Source organism: Leclercia sp. (genome assembly GCF_036780805.1).
GTDB lineage: Bacteria > Pseudomonadota > Gammaproteobacteria > Enterobacterales > Enterobacteriaceae > Enterobacter.
The window spans coordinates 1,139,919-1,152,629 of the sequence record NZ_DAIQCE010000001.1 but is presented as its reverse complement, the minus strand read 5'-3'; the positions used below and the strand labels follow the sequence as shown (position 1 = coordinate 1,152,629).

General features: G+C 55.1%; 14 protein-coding genes. 8 read left to right on the top strand and 6 right to left on the bottom strand.

Annotated elements, in window-relative coordinates:
- Window positions 1-238 precede the first annotated feature (238 nt).
- Genes V7Q49_RS05330 through V7Q49_RS05315 form a run of 4 tightly spaced genes read left to right on the top strand, consistent with a single transcriptional unit; the run spans window position 239 to window position 4,708 of the window.
- Window positions 239-724 (top strand): Csu type fimbrial protein, encoded by a 486-nt coding sequence (locus V7Q49_RS05330; protein WP_333849701.1) that lies wholly within the window; start codon window positions 239-241, stop codon window positions 722-724.
- A gap of 21 nt (window positions 725-745) precedes the next feature.
- Window positions 746-1,462: a fimbrial biogenesis chaperone gene (locus tag V7Q49_RS05325; RefSeq protein WP_333849700.1), complete on the top strand. Its 717-nt coding sequence runs from the start codon at window positions 746-748 to the stop codon at window positions 1,460-1,462.
- On the top strand, window positions 1,428-3,770 hold the full coding sequence (locus V7Q49_RS05320) for a fimbria/pilus outer membrane usher protein (protein ID WP_333849699.1): 2,343 nt from the start codon (window positions 1,428-1,430) through the stop codon (window positions 3,768-3,770). Before V7Q49_RS05325 ends, V7Q49_RS05320 begins: the two co-directional genes overlap by 35 nt.
- A gap of 35 nt (window positions 3,771-3,805) precedes the next feature.
- Complete coding sequence (locus V7Q49_RS05315; RefSeq protein ID WP_333849698.1) at window positions 3,806-4,708, top strand: Csu type fimbrial protein; 903 nt, start codon at window positions 3,806-3,808, stop codon at window positions 4,706-4,708.
- A gap of 147 nt (window positions 4,709-4,855) precedes the next feature.
- Here the strand turns inward: V7Q49_RS05315 and marB are convergent, their stop codons facing one another.
- The 3 genes from marB to marR all read right to left on the bottom strand — a co-directional run bounded on the left by marB (window position 4,856) and on the right by marR (window position 6,083).
- Complete coding sequence (gene marB / locus V7Q49_RS05310) at window positions 4,856-5,071, bottom strand: multiple antibiotic resistance protein MarB (RefSeq protein WP_333849697.1); 216 nt, start codon at window positions 5,069-5,071, stop codon at window positions 4,856-4,858.
- Between the two features lie 175 nt (window positions 5,072-5,246).
- Entirely contained in the window at window positions 5,247-5,630 is a 384-nt protein-coding gene (marA, locus tag V7Q49_RS05305; protein WP_138369239.1) for an MDR efflux pump AcrAB transcriptional activator MarA, read from the bottom strand.
- Window positions 5,631-5,648: 18 nt separating this feature from the next.
- Window positions 5,649-6,083, bottom strand: coding sequence for a multiple antibiotic resistance transcriptional regulator MarR (gene marR, locus V7Q49_RS05300; RefSeq protein WP_106993851.1), 435 nt, complete (start codon window positions 6,081-6,083; stop codon window positions 5,649-5,651).
- Window positions 6,084-6,339: 256 nt separating this feature from the next.
- On the opposite strand from marR, the gene V7Q49_RS05295 reads away from it, so the two are divergent.
- Window positions 6,340-7,005: a MarC family NAAT transporter gene (locus V7Q49_RS05295; protein WP_333849696.1), complete on the top strand. Its 666-nt coding sequence runs from the start codon at window positions 6,340-6,342 to the stop codon at window positions 7,003-7,005.
- A 39-nt stretch (window positions 7,006-7,044) separates the two neighbouring features.
- Here V7Q49_RS05295 and V7Q49_RS05290 read toward each other — a convergent pair whose 3' ends face one another.
- A complete protein-coding gene (locus V7Q49_RS05290) occupies window positions 7,045-8,241 on the bottom strand; it encodes a sugar transporter (protein ID WP_333849695.1) in 1,197 nt (398 codons plus the stop codon).
- Window positions 8,242-8,416: 175 nt separating this feature from the next.
- Here V7Q49_RS05290 and V7Q49_RS05285 point away from each other — a divergent pair, with 175 nt between their 5' ends.
- Together V7Q49_RS05285 and V7Q49_RS05280 are read left to right on the top strand one after the other, a co-directional pair.
- Window positions 8,417-9,205 (top strand): PhzF family phenazine biosynthesis protein, encoded by a 789-nt coding sequence (locus V7Q49_RS05285; RefSeq protein ID WP_333849694.1) that lies wholly within the window; start codon window positions 8,417-8,419, stop codon window positions 9,203-9,205.
- A gap of 17 nt (window positions 9,206-9,222) precedes the next feature.
- The gene (locus V7Q49_RS05280) at window positions 9,223-10,017 is read left to right on the top strand and encodes a PhzF family phenazine biosynthesis protein (protein WP_333849693.1); all 795 of its coding nucleotides are present in this window, start codon (window positions 9,223-9,225) and stop codon (window positions 10,015-10,017) included.
- A gap of 219 nt (window positions 10,018-10,236) precedes the next feature.
- Here the strand turns inward: V7Q49_RS05280 and V7Q49_RS05275 are convergent, their stop codons facing one another.
- On the bottom strand, window positions 10,237-11,181 hold the full coding sequence (locus tag V7Q49_RS05275) for an L-lactate dehydrogenase (RefSeq protein ID WP_333849692.1): 945 nt from the start codon (window positions 11,179-11,181) through the stop codon (window positions 10,237-10,239).
- 151 nt (window positions 11,182-11,332) lie between these two features.
- Between V7Q49_RS05275 and V7Q49_RS05270 the strand changes: the two genes are divergently transcribed.
- Window positions 11,333-11,815 carry a GNAT family N-acetyltransferase gene (locus tag V7Q49_RS05270; protein WP_333849691.1) on the top strand — a complete coding sequence of 161 codons (483 nt, stop codon included), beginning with the start codon at window positions 11,333-11,335 and terminating at the stop codon, window positions 11,813-11,815.
- Here V7Q49_RS05270 and ptrR read toward each other — a convergent pair.
- Window positions 11,769-12,647 carry a putrescine utilization regulator PtrR gene (gene ptrR, locus V7Q49_RS05265; protein WP_333849690.1) on the bottom strand — a complete coding sequence of 293 codons (879 nt, stop codon included), beginning with the start codon at window positions 12,645-12,647 and terminating at the stop codon, window positions 11,769-11,771. The genes V7Q49_RS05270 and ptrR overlap by 47 nt on opposite strands.
- Window positions 12,648-12,711: the final 64 nt, after the last annotated feature.

Genomic DNA, 12,711 nt, shown 5'->3' with positions numbered 1-12,711 from the left:
AACACTCGTATATTGATGGCTTCTTTTCGGGACGCTGAATATTTGTTACCCATACTGAAAATGAGTCTCACTTAATAGCCTTTCCATAATTAATGGATAAAATCAGTTTCATCGTATCTTGACATTTACATTTTTTAAACATAGCACGAATAAATAATCTTAAGCCTTTCATAATCATTACCCTCCCTCGCTTCTTCCGACCCCGGAAAGTCTATTAATAGTCTTAGCGAGTTTTAAAATGATTAACCGTAAAGCCACTGCATTATCTCTGACTGCGATTAGCATTTTATTTTCATCCGCCGTGTTTGCTGATGATTCAGACAGTGTGAGCGATCAGATGACGGTAAAACTGACCGTGGAGAAATCCTGTAAGGTCAGTGTTGATGATATGGATTTTGGTTCCCACAGCAGTAACGATGGCGCAGTAACCGCCTCCGCCAAAGCTTATGTCACCTGTACAAACGGTACCGGATATCAGCTTGGCACAGATAAAACCCACGATTTCGAAATGAGTTCTAACGATGGGGCGCAAACAACAAAAGTGGCCTATACGCTGTCTACCGACCACCCGGGGGGCACCTCTCTGGTTGATAACGGGATTGCAGGTATAGGTACCGGACAGCAGCAGGCGTTACCCATCTTCGGTAAAGTGGCCGCGAATGTGCTGAAACAGGCCCCGGCGGGTGACTATACCGATACCGTGACGTTAACAGTAACTTATTGATAGATAAGGGTGGTTTGGCATATGAAGCGTTATCTTTTATGGGCAGTCGTCAGCCTTTTTGGTGGGTTCTGCGCTGTGAATTCCTGTGCCGCCACCTTACAGGTCTACCCTGTAACACTCGACTTCTGTGAGCAAGAGTCCGCTCAGGCTGTGTACGTGCGTAATACCGGTAGTGCCGCTATTGGCGCGCAGATCCGCGTTTATGCGTGGCACCAGCAGAATAATAAAGACATCTTCAATGAGACGCAGGATGTCATGGTGAGTCCGCCCATGACGACAATTCCTGTCTCTCGTCAGCAGCTCATCCGGGTTATTTTACCGACGCCACTCAGTGGCGAAACCGAACAGGCCTACCGTATTATTGTCGATGAGCTGCCCGGCGAAAATAATCTGGCTGATAAAGACGGGGTACGCTTCCTGCTACGTTACTCCATTCCTCTGTTTGTTAACTGCAAGGATGAGCATCCTGATGTGAACAAACTTAGCGTCTCGATTGATCGCACCGCGCAGCCGGCGAAGTTAAAAATTAAAAATAATGGTTATCAACATGTCAAATTAAGTGACGTATTTATTGTGTCAGGGGCAAGGAATATTGCCCTGAGTAAAGGATTACTTGGCTACGTATTGCCCGACAGTGAAAAGGAATGGCCTCTGCCGAATGGAGTTAATACCGCGTCATCCTTGACACTTAATCTGAATGATAATGTACAAAAGCAGACTATTACTATTACTCATTAAAACATGCTCTTTTTATTTCCTGGTCTGTACCTGCGTTCACGCAGCCACTGATGACATACTTTATCTTACGGCCACGGTAAACGGGCAACAGATTAAGACCTTCATCAAGGCCAAATATATTTCAGATAAGATCTACGTTGCCGCTCAGGACGTGGGCAAACTTGAGCTGAACGTTGCCTCTCTGCCGGAGAAAAACCACTATTTTGATCTCAGCTCGCAGAATGGCCTCAGCGTTACCTTCGACAACCTGAACCAAAGCCTGACCATTGTTGCTACCAAAGACTGGCTTGAGAGAGAAAGCCATCTCGCCAGCAGCAACGGCTCGCACCTTATACGTGCATCTGAATTATCGCCGGAAGTGCGGGGCATCGCGCTGAACTACGATGCGTTTATCAGTAGCGAAGACGGTGTCCAGGATACCTCGGTTTATAATGAGTTCCGCACCTTTGGCGTCGGGCCCGGTTTTTTTTCGACCTCGTTGAACACTCAGGAATCGAGTAGTCGCAACGCGACACAAACGGGTACGCATCGCCTGATGAGTAGCTGGAATTATGATAATGTCGATAAACTCCTCACCGTCAGGCTGGGAGACAGCTTTACCTCCGCACAATCCTGGACCAATAGCGTGCGTTTTGGCGGCATCAGCATCGCTCATAACTACAGCACTCAGCCTAATTACAACACCTCATCGCAGGACATACTGACCGATAGCGTCACACTTCCTTCCACCGTTGATCTGTACGTCAGGGGGGTCAGAACCTCTTCACAGAAGGTTCAGCCCGGACAATTTACCCTGAACACTGCGCCGGTGTTTACCGGGAGCGAGGGGGCACAGGTGGTGATCACCGATGTTAACGGTAAGCAACGGGTGGTGAATCTGGATCTGTATGGCGCGAACCAGCTTCTTTCTGATGGGCTTGCAACCTGGGGGATGAGTATGGGCTGGGTGCGTAAAGACTATACCTACCGCTCGTTAAGTTATAACTCAGAGCTGATGGGTGTCGGCGACTGGCGCTATGGGTTGACCGCTAAAACCACCGTCGGAGCCCATACTGAGCAGAGTGGGGATCTGCACAACCAGGGAATAGGGTGGGACTATTTACTCTCCCCGATGCTGGGGACGCTACATGCCAATGCTGCCGTCAGTCGCTATGCGCAAAACAGCGGGAATCAATGGGGCTCCGGTTGGCAGTGGAACAATCAGATGTTCAATTTCTCTCTTTCGCACGCCCAGGCCAGTCGGGGATTTCGCGATATATCATCGATTGCGGATAATGATATCGCCACTCGCGAAGATACCCTCTTTGCCAGCGTCTCGTTTGACCGCACGGGAACCTTCGGGACCAGCTGGGTCAGCCAGACATTTCCTGAGTACACGGAACGCTATCTGGGGTTGTCCTGGTCAAAGAGCTTTGATAATCAGGTCAACCTTTCGTCCAGTATCACTCGCTCGCTTGGCGACGATCGCAACACCACCCTTTACGTTACGTTCAGTATTCCGTTATTCCATCATCAGGATTATCTCTCTATTCAAAATAATCATGATAAAGAAGGTAATTTTGTACAGGCTAATCTGTCGCACTCGCTGGAATCCAATAAACCAGGTTGGGGCTGGAATCTCTCTGCTCAACAAGGCAGGAATGAAAATATCCATGCCAGCCTTCAGCGTCGAAACACCTGGAGCGATCTGGCGTTGGGCTATAACCGCGAGGAACAACGCAATAGCGGCTATGGTTCGCTGACTGGGGCGGTAGGATTGTTTATGGGGCATCTTTATGCAACCCGTGAACTGGGAAGCGCATTTGCGTTAGTTGATACCTCAAGCGTTGCTGATGTTCCGGTCTACCTGGAACATCGCCCGGTGGGGCACACGGATAAAAATGGCATGCTTTTCCTCAATAACCTGAATCCGTATCAGGCAAACCATATCGAAATTGATGCCCTCGGTCTGGATGAAGATTACCGGGCGCCCTACAGCAACGAAGTCCTTATCCCCAAAAACGGACGCGGCGCCGTTGCCCGCTTTAACATCTATCGTACCCATGCCGTACTGTTCATGGTCACCACCGCTGACGGCAAAAACGTTCCCTTCTCTGCACAGGTAGAGGTGATGGACAGTCGGGGCCAGACTCCCACGCAGGGTACCTCGCAAACCATCGTTGGTTATGATGGGAATATTTATCTGGAAGCCCCTCCGGCAGGCGGAACGCTGGACATTCAGTGGGCATCGTCTTCCTGTACGCTAAAACTTCCGACTCACTTTAGCGCCTCCCGTTCCATAGAGAGAATAAAAGCACAATGTCACTAACGCGTTTACTCTGGGTTATCACTTTTTTGGTGGTAATGGTATTACGATTCTGCCCCGTCGCCGTCGCGGCTAACTGCTGGAACGGTAGCCCGGCCGGGCTCAATTTTGGTACCGTTACCGCAGGCCAGACTGGCGTGACCGCGACCCGGCTTTCGTTTACCTGTAATAATTACGACGGTCAGCCCGAGTATGTTCGCGCGTGCCTGAAAGTGCTGGCGAACGATCCTCTGGCGATGAACCAGAACATGCCGTCAACAACGCCACTCTATTTTTCCGTTTACGCGATCTACGATCACCATTCGCCCCTCAGCGAGAACAATAACGTTTACGCACAAACCGATATGGAACTGGCGTCAGGCGCTACCGTCGAACACGACATACCGCTGACAGGCAGGATTCATCCCGGTCAGAGCAATATCAGCGCCGGGACGTATTACGATTACGGCACACCGATACAGATTTCGTATACTTCAGCGAGTTCACTGCAGGCGCTCCCGGCCTGCGGCGCGCTGCACGGTACGACCCTCACTGACCAGATTAGCGCCTCAGCGACGGTCAAAAACGGCTGTGAGATCGTCAATGTCGATGAGATGGCATTTGGCGCTAAAAGCCCGGCTCAGGGAGGATTGTTACAGGCATCATCGACGGCCAATATTGCCGTCCGGTGCCCGACCGGTACATCCTATGCTGTCAGCCTGGGCCATGGCATGCACGCTGAGGGCAACCTGCGTTCCCTGTGCCATAACGGCGAATGTATCAACTATATCCTGTATCAGGACGCCGCCCGCTCTGTTGAATGGACCGCGGATAATCCGGAAAAACAGTACTCCAGCGATGGGCAAGTGCAAAACCTGGTGGTTTACGGTTCCGTTCCTGCGCAGAAATGGCCATCAGCGGGGGGGTATACCGACACCGTCGTCATTAGGGTGACCTATTAAATCCTGCAATTCTGGAGCATGAGATTAGGCCAGCTAATCCTGGCGCGCCCGGAAACAAAAAGAGTCCGCATATTTGCGGACTCTTTCGATGAAGCCTCGTTAATTCCGTCCAACTTCTGGGAGTCAGTACCGGGCGGAGCAAACGAATCAGGAGCGCTGATTGTAATACGGCACGCCTAACTCGTCGGATTTGTCGCTGCCTGCGCCCATATGGTTAAAGTCATAAGGCGACTGGCCATTGGCCGTTGGCAGGATCATGGTGTCGCGGCTGCTCTGCGGCGTGACACCGGGAGTTTGCTCCGCAAAACTCTGGCCAGAGACCAGCACCAGGGCGGTGAAAACAGCGGAAGCGAATAGTTTCATAATTTCCTCGATACGTCTTAAAGACTATCCCATTAGGCTATTTTATTTGCCATTTTGAACCTGGGCAGTGCTCACAATCCTCACGTACTTAAAGTACGCTCCGGTTGTTCCGCGCTGTCCGTGTTCAAACTGTCTGCAACAATTACGCCTACTGGGATAGCCTTAATACAGGCGATTAGCAGTTACAGTGATTGATCGGAAGCAGATACCGGGATTCCCCATGCATATTGGTGATGCGATATTTATGCGGTGGAACGTCAAAGTAATTCTTGAACGTGCGGGTCAGCGTTTGTTGTGATTCGAACCCGTAACGCTCAGCCAGATACAGGATCGGCTCGTTACTTTCTTTCAGTTTCTGTGCGATTTCCGTTAATTTGCGGCTGCGGATGTACTGGCCTAATGAGTGACCGGTCTCTTTTTTGAACATCCGTTGCAGGTGCCATTTTGAGTAACCTGAACGCTCAGACACTTTCTCAAGCGAGAGCGGTGACTCCAGGTTATCTTCGATCCAGCCCAAAATGCTATGAATAGTGATGGCGTCAGTATTGCGTCTGGACATCGTCATACCTCTTTCTGTTTACGGCAGGATTTTCTTAAGCAAATGCTCAAGAGTTGCCACTTCATCCGCCGTTAAGTTTTTTGTTAGTTCCTGGTGCAGTTTTTGTCCTACTAATTGATGACATTGTTCACACATTGCCGCGCCGTCGCTGGTCAGCTGCACCAGCACGCCGCGTTTGTCATTCGGATTCGGGCGGCGTTCAATCCACCCCTTGCAGACCAGCCGATCCATCATGCGCGTCAGCGCGCCGAGGTCGACAGATAAGATCTTCTTCAGCTCAACCGGGGTGATACACACTTCGCAGCGCACAGAACAGAGCACTTTAAACTGGGTTGCGGTGATATCCAGCGGTGACAGATAGTCATTGAGCAGGCGGTCTTTCTTCTGGTTAACCATATAGATAAGCCGACCCAGCGGAATAATTTCGTTGAAGAGGTCACTGGTGCTTTTCACAATGGTTGCCCTGGCAAGTAGTTTAATCACGGCAGATATTATTGCTCAGGCAACTATAAGTCAACTGAATGCATTAGCTTATGACACGATTTGCTAAAGCGATTCAGATCACTTTTTTGCCCACTTATCAGGTCGTCATATCACTGGGATAAATTGATTTCGGGGCGAAAATATTACTTACGATGCGCGCATAGCTTAAAGCGGGGGTTTAACCCTATACTTGCGGGTGGAATTATGAAAAGGAAGACTCTGTAAAATGGTTGATTTATTTAAAGCAATTGGCCTTGGGCTGGTGGTATTGCTGCCCCTGGCTAACCCGTTAACCACCGTTGCGCTGTTCCTCGGTCTCGCAGGCGATATGAACCGTGAACAGCGTAATCACCAGTCGCTGATGGCCTCCGTTTACGTCTTCGCGATCATGATGGTGGCGTATTACGCCGGGCAGCTGGTGATGAACACCTTCGGGATTTCCATTCCCGGTCTGCGTATTGCGGGTGGTCTGATTGTGGCGTTTATCGGTTTCAGGATGCTGTTCCCGGCGCCTAAATCACCAGATGATGCTGACGCGCAGGACGCGCTGGATGATAAGCAGGGGCGACCGGCCCCGAACATCGCCTTCGTGCCGCTGGCGATGCCCAGCACCGCGGGTCCGGGGACCATTGCGATGATCATCAGCTCCGCCTCGACGGTGCGCAGTGGTTCTGCCTTCCCGGACTGGGTGATCATGGTTGCCCCGACGCTGATTTTCGCCCTTATCGGCGTGATCCTGTGGGGCTGTTTGCGTAGCTCGGGGGCGATTATGCGCTGGGTGGGTAAAGACGGTATCGAAGCCATCTCTCGTCTGATGGGCTTCCTGCTGGTCTGCATGGGCGTGCAGTTTATTATCAACGGCGTGCTGGAAATTATTAAAAACTACCCGTAAAACCAGGACCGGGTGACATTCTGCCACCCGGTCACCTCATTAGCCGTGATGCGGCTGCTCTTCCAGGGCGACGGGCCATTTGCGGAAGATCAGCACCGACCAGATCAACGCCGCCAGCGCCGGGATCGCCCCCAGATAGCCGATCGACGCCATCGACAGATGCAGGATCACCTGATTACCCACCAGCGCGCCTGCGCCAATCCCCAGATTAAAAATCCCTGAGAACAGCGCCATTGCCACGTCTGTGGCATCCGGGGCCAGGGCCAGCACTTTCACCTGCATCCCAAGACCGATAATCATGATCGCCACGCCCCAGACGATGCTCAGCAACGCGAGATGGGTCTCACTCCCCGAGGCGGGCAGCAGCAGGAGCAGACACGCCAGCAGCAGGCCGATGGCGCTGCTCACCAGCAGCGAGGCGTGGCGGTTGCCGAGCTTGCCAAACAGCAGGCTACCGATGATTCCCGCGCCGCCCAGCAGCAACAATAAGACGGTGGCAAAGCTGGCGCTAAACCCGGCGATGGTCTGCACAAACGGCTCGATGTAGCTGTAGGCGGTGTAGTGGGCGGTGACCACCACGACCGTCAGCAGATACAGGCTCATCAGGGCCGGACGACGCATCAGCAGCGGCAGGCTTTTCAGCGATCCGGAGTGTTCGCTCGGCAGTTTTGGCAGCAGTTTAATCAGGCACAGCAGGGTGAACAGCGCCCCGAGCCCGATAACGAAAAAGGTGGTACGCCAGCCGAACATCTGCCCGACAATGCGCCCGAGCGGCAGCCCGAGCACCATCGCCAGCGCGGTGCCGGTCGCCAGCAGGCTCAGCGCCTGGGCGCGTTTCCCGGCCGGGGCCAGGCGGATCGCCAGCGAGGCGGTGATCGACCAGAAGATGGCGTGCGCAAAGGCAATGCCGATTCGGCTTATCACCAGCACCGTGAAGTTCCACGCCAGGAAGGACAGCACGTGGCTGGCGATAAACAGCACGAACAGGCCGATCAGCAGTTTGCGCCGCTCCATCTGGCTGGTGAGCAGCATAAAGGGTAACGACATCATCGCCACCACCCAGGCATAGATGGTCAGCATGATCCCCACCTGCGCGGTCTCCATGCCGAAGCTGCTGGCGATATCCGAGAGCAGGCCGACGGGGACAAATTCAGTGGTGTTAAAGATAAAGGCGGCGACGGCGAGCGTCACCACCCGTAGCCACGCCACCCTGCGGGAAACGGTGTTGATTGTCATAGGGATGTCCGGGAGTCGTTACGTCAATGAGGTGGGGCGATCTTAAAACCATCACTGCTGAAAATACAATCATTTTGTGATGCAGATCTCACTAAGCTCCCGAAGTAATCGCTGGTGAAAGAGGATATTTTCCGTAAATATAGGATGCAACATAACGTTAACAATGGGTCAGGCGATGCGGGAAATTGAGTTTTATCTGGTCGATGCGTTTAGTGAAGGTTCATTTGGCGGCAACCCGGCGGCGGTGTGCCCGTTGCCTGAATGGCTGCCGGACGAGACGCTGCTCAGCATGACGCGGGAGCACAACCAGTCGGAGACCGCTTTTTTCGTGCGCCAGCGGGAGGGTATTGAGCTGCGCTGGTTCACCACCCAAGGCGAGGTCAACCTCTGCGGTCACGCCACCCTGGCCACCGCCTGGGTATTGTTTAACGAACTGGACTATCCCGACGCCCGCATCCATTTTGATACCGCATCCGGCCAGCTTACCGTCAGTCGTGACAGCGACTGGCTGACGCTCGATTTCCCGGCCTGTCCGAGCGAGCCGCAGACCCCGCCGGCAGAAATGCTTGCCGCGCTTGGGATCCAGCAGTACGTCGAGGCCCGCAAGGGGCGCGCCTGGGTGCTGGTGCTGGAGGATCGCCAGCAGGTTGAGGCGGTCGCGCCGGACATCAACGCTATGACGCCCGGCGAACATAAAGTGTCGATCACCGCGCGCGGCGAGGGGGAGTACGATTTTGTCAGCCGCTTTTTCTCGCCGGGTGCGGCGCTGTGGGAAGATCCGGTTACCGGCTCGGCGCACACCATGCTGATCCCATACTGGAGTGAAAAACTGAATAAAACCTCGCTCTTTGCCCGGCAGGTCTCTGCCCGTGGCGGCGATGTCCGTTGTGAACGGAAGGGCGACCGGGTATTAATGAGCGGCAGGGCATCGCTGTATATGAAAGGTCATCTGTTTTTACGCTAACTATAAGGGTTAACCCAATGAAAGAAATTGAATTTTATCTGGTCGATGCGTTTAGCGATCGCGCGTTTGGTGGGAATCCTGCAGCCGTTTGCCCCCTCGAGGAGTGGCTGCCGGATGACGTGCTGTTAAAGATGGCCCAGCAGCATAACCAGTCGGAAACCGCGTTTTTCGTGCGCACCGACGCGGGCTTTGAACTGCGCTGGTTTACAACGCAGTACGAAATTAACCTCTGCGGGCACGCCACGCTCGCCAGCGCCCACGTGATTTTTGAGTATCTGGACTATCCGCACACCGAGATTGTCTTCTCCACCCGCTTCGTCGGCGACCTGAAGGTCAACCGCAACGGCGACTGGCTGACGCTTAACTTCCCGGCGTGGACCAGCGAGGCGGTAGACAATCCGCCGGAACTGCTGTTCAGCGCCCTCGGGATCGCCGGGGCGAAAGAGGTGCGGGCAGGGCGCGACTACATGGTGGTGCTGGAAAACCAGCATCAGGTAGAGGCGCTGACTCCGGATATCGACGGCATGATGCCGCTGGGTAAAATGGTTTGCGTCACCGCCCCCGGGGATGAGTATGACTTTGTCAGCCGCTTCTTCTGCCCGGGCGAGTCGGTGGCGGAAGATCCGGTGACCGGCTCCGCCCACAGCATGCTGATCCCCTACTGGAGCGAGAAGCTGGGTAAAACCTCGCTGCAAGCGCGGCAGGTCTCTCCCCGCGGCGGCGATCTGCGCTGTGAGTTGAAGGGCGACCGGGTACTGATTGGCGGCCAGGCGGCGCTCTATCTCAAGGGCACCGTGTTCCTGCGGAGGTAAAAGCAAAACGACAACCTCAGGTTGTCGTTTTTAGTGTTTGCTCCCTCTCACCGCCCGGCGGCGCTGCGCTTGCACGGGCCTACGAAAAGCCCCGAAATGTAGGCCGGGTAAGGCGTAGCCGCTACCCGGCAAACCGTCATTACCAGCGCTCTGCATATCGCCCTGTTTCTGTCAGAGTTAAGCCAGCTGGATGCCACTCTGACCCTGGCGCCTTAAGGTTCAGGGCAGACGGGCGATATTGGCTCTGATCACCTCCGCCGAATGGCGGAATTTTTGCAGTTCATCGTCTGCCAGCTTCAGCTCAATGATCTGCTGAACGCCGCTCTGCGCCAGCACCGCGGGCACACCGATCGCCACGTCGTCCACGCCATACTCCCCGTCCAGAATGCAGGAGATCGCCAGCGCCCGGTGGCTGCCGGTGAAGATATTGCGGCAGATTTCCGCGATGGTGGCGGCGATGCCGTACTCCGTGCAGCCTTTGCGGGCGTAGATCTCAAACCCCTGTTTGCGCACGCGCTCGGCCAGTTGATCAAAATCCAGTGTTTTGCCGGTGTGGCGTTGATAGACCTCTGCAATCGGCGAGCCGTAGACCGACGAATGGGACCAGACCGGAAACTGCGTATCCCCATGCTCGCCAAGAATAAAGGCGTCGATGCTCTGCGCGCCGATATCCAGCGCCTGCGCCAGGTTACGCCGCAGACGGGTGGTATCGAGCCAGACGCCGGTGCCAATCACCTGATGACGCGGCAGGCCGGAGAGTTGCCACACCTGCCAGGTGATGATGTCGCACGGGTTAGTCGCAATCAGAAAAATGCCGTTAAACCCGCCCGCCATCATCTGCGGCACAATACTTTTCACGATGCTGGCCGTGGCGGTGAGCTCATCCAGCCGCGTCTGTCCCGGCTTGAGGGCACCGCCGGAGACGGTGATCACCGCGATGTCCACATCGGCACAGTCGCTCGCTTCACGAGTGGAGATGGTCATCATGCCCGGCATATAGGCGGCGGCATCCGACAGATCCCAGGCGTGGCCTTCGCTGCGCGGCTGGTTGATATCCACCAACAGCAGCTCTTCGCAGATATTCTGGTTCAACAGGGCATAGGCGGCGGAGGTCCCGACGTTACCGGCCCCGATAATCATCACTTTGCGGGCTTTGGTGTTCATTGTTTTTCCTGAGATTTTAACCATGATTGTGCCCAAACTTACGCCGCAGGCGCAGGGGGTGCAATGGCTGACGGCAGCTATAAGTTAAAAATATGCCCTACAGCCTGCCGCCGGACGTTATGGTGGGAAAAAACGACAAAAGGAGCCTGCCATGTATTCCATTACCTCAGAATCGCCCGCCCATCCGGATATCACCACCCTGATTGCCGACCTCGACAGCTACCAGAGCACGCTCTATCCGGCGGAAAGCAACCATCTGCTGGATCTGACCGGGCTGCCCGAGCACAGCCTGATCATGATGGTGATCCGCGATCGCCAGCTTAACGCCGTCGGCTGCGGGGCGATCGTCCTGAACGGCGACGGCAGCGGAGAGATGAAGCGGGTCTATATCGATCCGACCCATCGCGGGCAGCGGCTGGGTGAAAAGCTGCTGGCGGCGCTGGAAGATGAAGCGTTGAGCCGCAGCTGCCATACTTTGCGCCTCGAGACCGGCATCAAGCAGCTGGCCGCTATTCAGCTGTATGAGCGCTGTGGGTATCAGCGGTGCGAGGCGTTTCCTCCGTATGCGCCCGATCCCCTGAGCCTGTTTATGGAGAAGGTGCTGGTGGCTGACCTTCGTTTAGCAGTGCTATAAACGCCTCGAGCTGGCGGGTCATCGCCCCCCGACGCCATACCAGCCAGGTGGTGAGCCAGCGCCAGTTCTCTGCCAGCGGCCAGGCCTCCACCTGCTGATGTCCGGGCATGCTCTCCAGCATCGAGCGGGGCATTAGCGCAATCCCGGCCCCGGCGATCACGCAGGCCAGCATGCCGTGGTAGGACTCCATCTCATGAATCCGCCCCGGCGTGGCACGATCCGCATGAAACCAGCTTTCGAAGTGGCGGCGATAGGAGCAGTTGGCGCGAAAGGCATAGATATCGCGTCCGCTGATAGCCAGCGCCCGATCCACCTTCGGCTGCCCGGCCGGCACCACCAGCATCATCTCCTCCCGGTAGACCGGCATCCCTTCCAGCTCCGGGTGGGTTAACGGCCCGTCAACGAAGGCTGCGCTCAGGGTACCTTCCAGCACGCCGTCGATCATCGTCCCCGAAGGGCCGGTCGCCAGCGCAAACTGAATGCGCGGATAGCGCTGGTTAAACTGCGCCAGCGACGCCGGGATGCGCACCGCCGCCGTGCTCTCCAGCGACCCGAGGGTAAACAGCCCCTGGGGTTCATCGCCCGCGACAACCATCCGGGCTTCATCCACTAAGGCAAGAATTTGGCGGCTGTAGCGCAAAAAATTGTGCCCCGCCGGGGAGAGGCGCAGCCGCTGATTCTCGCGGATAAACAGCTCTACGCCGAGGTCGGCCTCCAGCTGTTTTATGCGGGTGGTGAGGTTGGAGGGCACGCGATGCACCTTCTGCGCGGCCAGGGTGATGCTGCCGGTCTGGGCGACGGCGTTGAACATTTCCAGCTGGGTCAGATCCATATCATTCTCGTATTGTGAATAAGGTGGTCACTATTATTCATTTTTAAGAAATAGCAGATCGGGC

What these genes read in the sequence shown, in the direction of transcription:
- V7Q49_RS05330 (WP_333849701.1), top strand. Translation starts at nt 239, where the DNA reads ATGATTAACCGTAAAGCCACTGCATTATCTCTGACTGCGATTAGCATT.
- V7Q49_RS05325 (WP_333849700.1), top strand. Translation starts at nt 746, where the DNA reads ATGAAGCGTTATCTTTTATGGGCAGTCGTCAGCCTTTTTGGTGGGTTC.
- V7Q49_RS05320 (WP_333849699.1), top strand. Translation starts at nt 1,428, where the DNA reads ATGTACAAAAGCAGACTATTACTATTACTCATTAAAACATGCTCTTTT.
- V7Q49_RS05315 (WP_333849698.1), top strand. Translation starts at nt 3,806, where the DNA reads ATGGTATTACGATTCTGCCCCGTCGCCGTCGCGGCTAACTGCTGGAAC.
- marB (WP_333849697.1), bottom strand. Translation starts at nt 5,071, where the DNA reads ATGAAACTATTCGCTTCCGCTGTTTTCACCGCCCTGGTGCTGGTCTCT.
- marA (WP_138369239.1), bottom strand. Translation starts at nt 5,630, where the DNA reads ATGTCCAGACGCAATACTGACGCCATCACTATTCATAGCATTTTGGGC.
- V7Q49_RS05295 (WP_333849696.1), top strand. Translation starts at nt 6,340, where the DNA reads ATGGTTGATTTATTTAAAGCAATTGGCCTTGGGCTGGTGGTATTGCTG.
- V7Q49_RS05290 (WP_333849695.1), bottom strand. Translation starts at nt 8,241, where the DNA reads ATGACAATCAACACCGTTTCCCGCAGGGTGGCGTGGCTACGGGTGGTG.
- V7Q49_RS05285 (WP_333849694.1), top strand. Translation starts at nt 8,417, where the DNA reads ATGCGGGAAATTGAGTTTTATCTGGTCGATGCGTTTAGTGAAGGTTCA.
- V7Q49_RS05280 (WP_333849693.1), top strand. Translation starts at nt 9,223, where the DNA reads ATGAAAGAAATTGAATTTTATCTGGTCGATGCGTTTAGCGATCGCGCG.
- V7Q49_RS05275 (WP_333849692.1), bottom strand. Translation starts at nt 11,181, where the DNA reads ATGAACACCAAAGCCCGCAAAGTGATGATTATCGGGGCCGGTAACGTC.
- V7Q49_RS05270 (WP_333849691.1), top strand. Translation starts at nt 11,333, where the DNA reads ATGTATTCCATTACCTCAGAATCGCCCGCCCATCCGGATATCACCACC.
- ptrR (WP_333849690.1), bottom strand. Translation starts at nt 12,647, where the DNA reads ATGGATCTGACCCAGCTGGAAATGTTCAACGCCGTCGCCCAGACCGGC.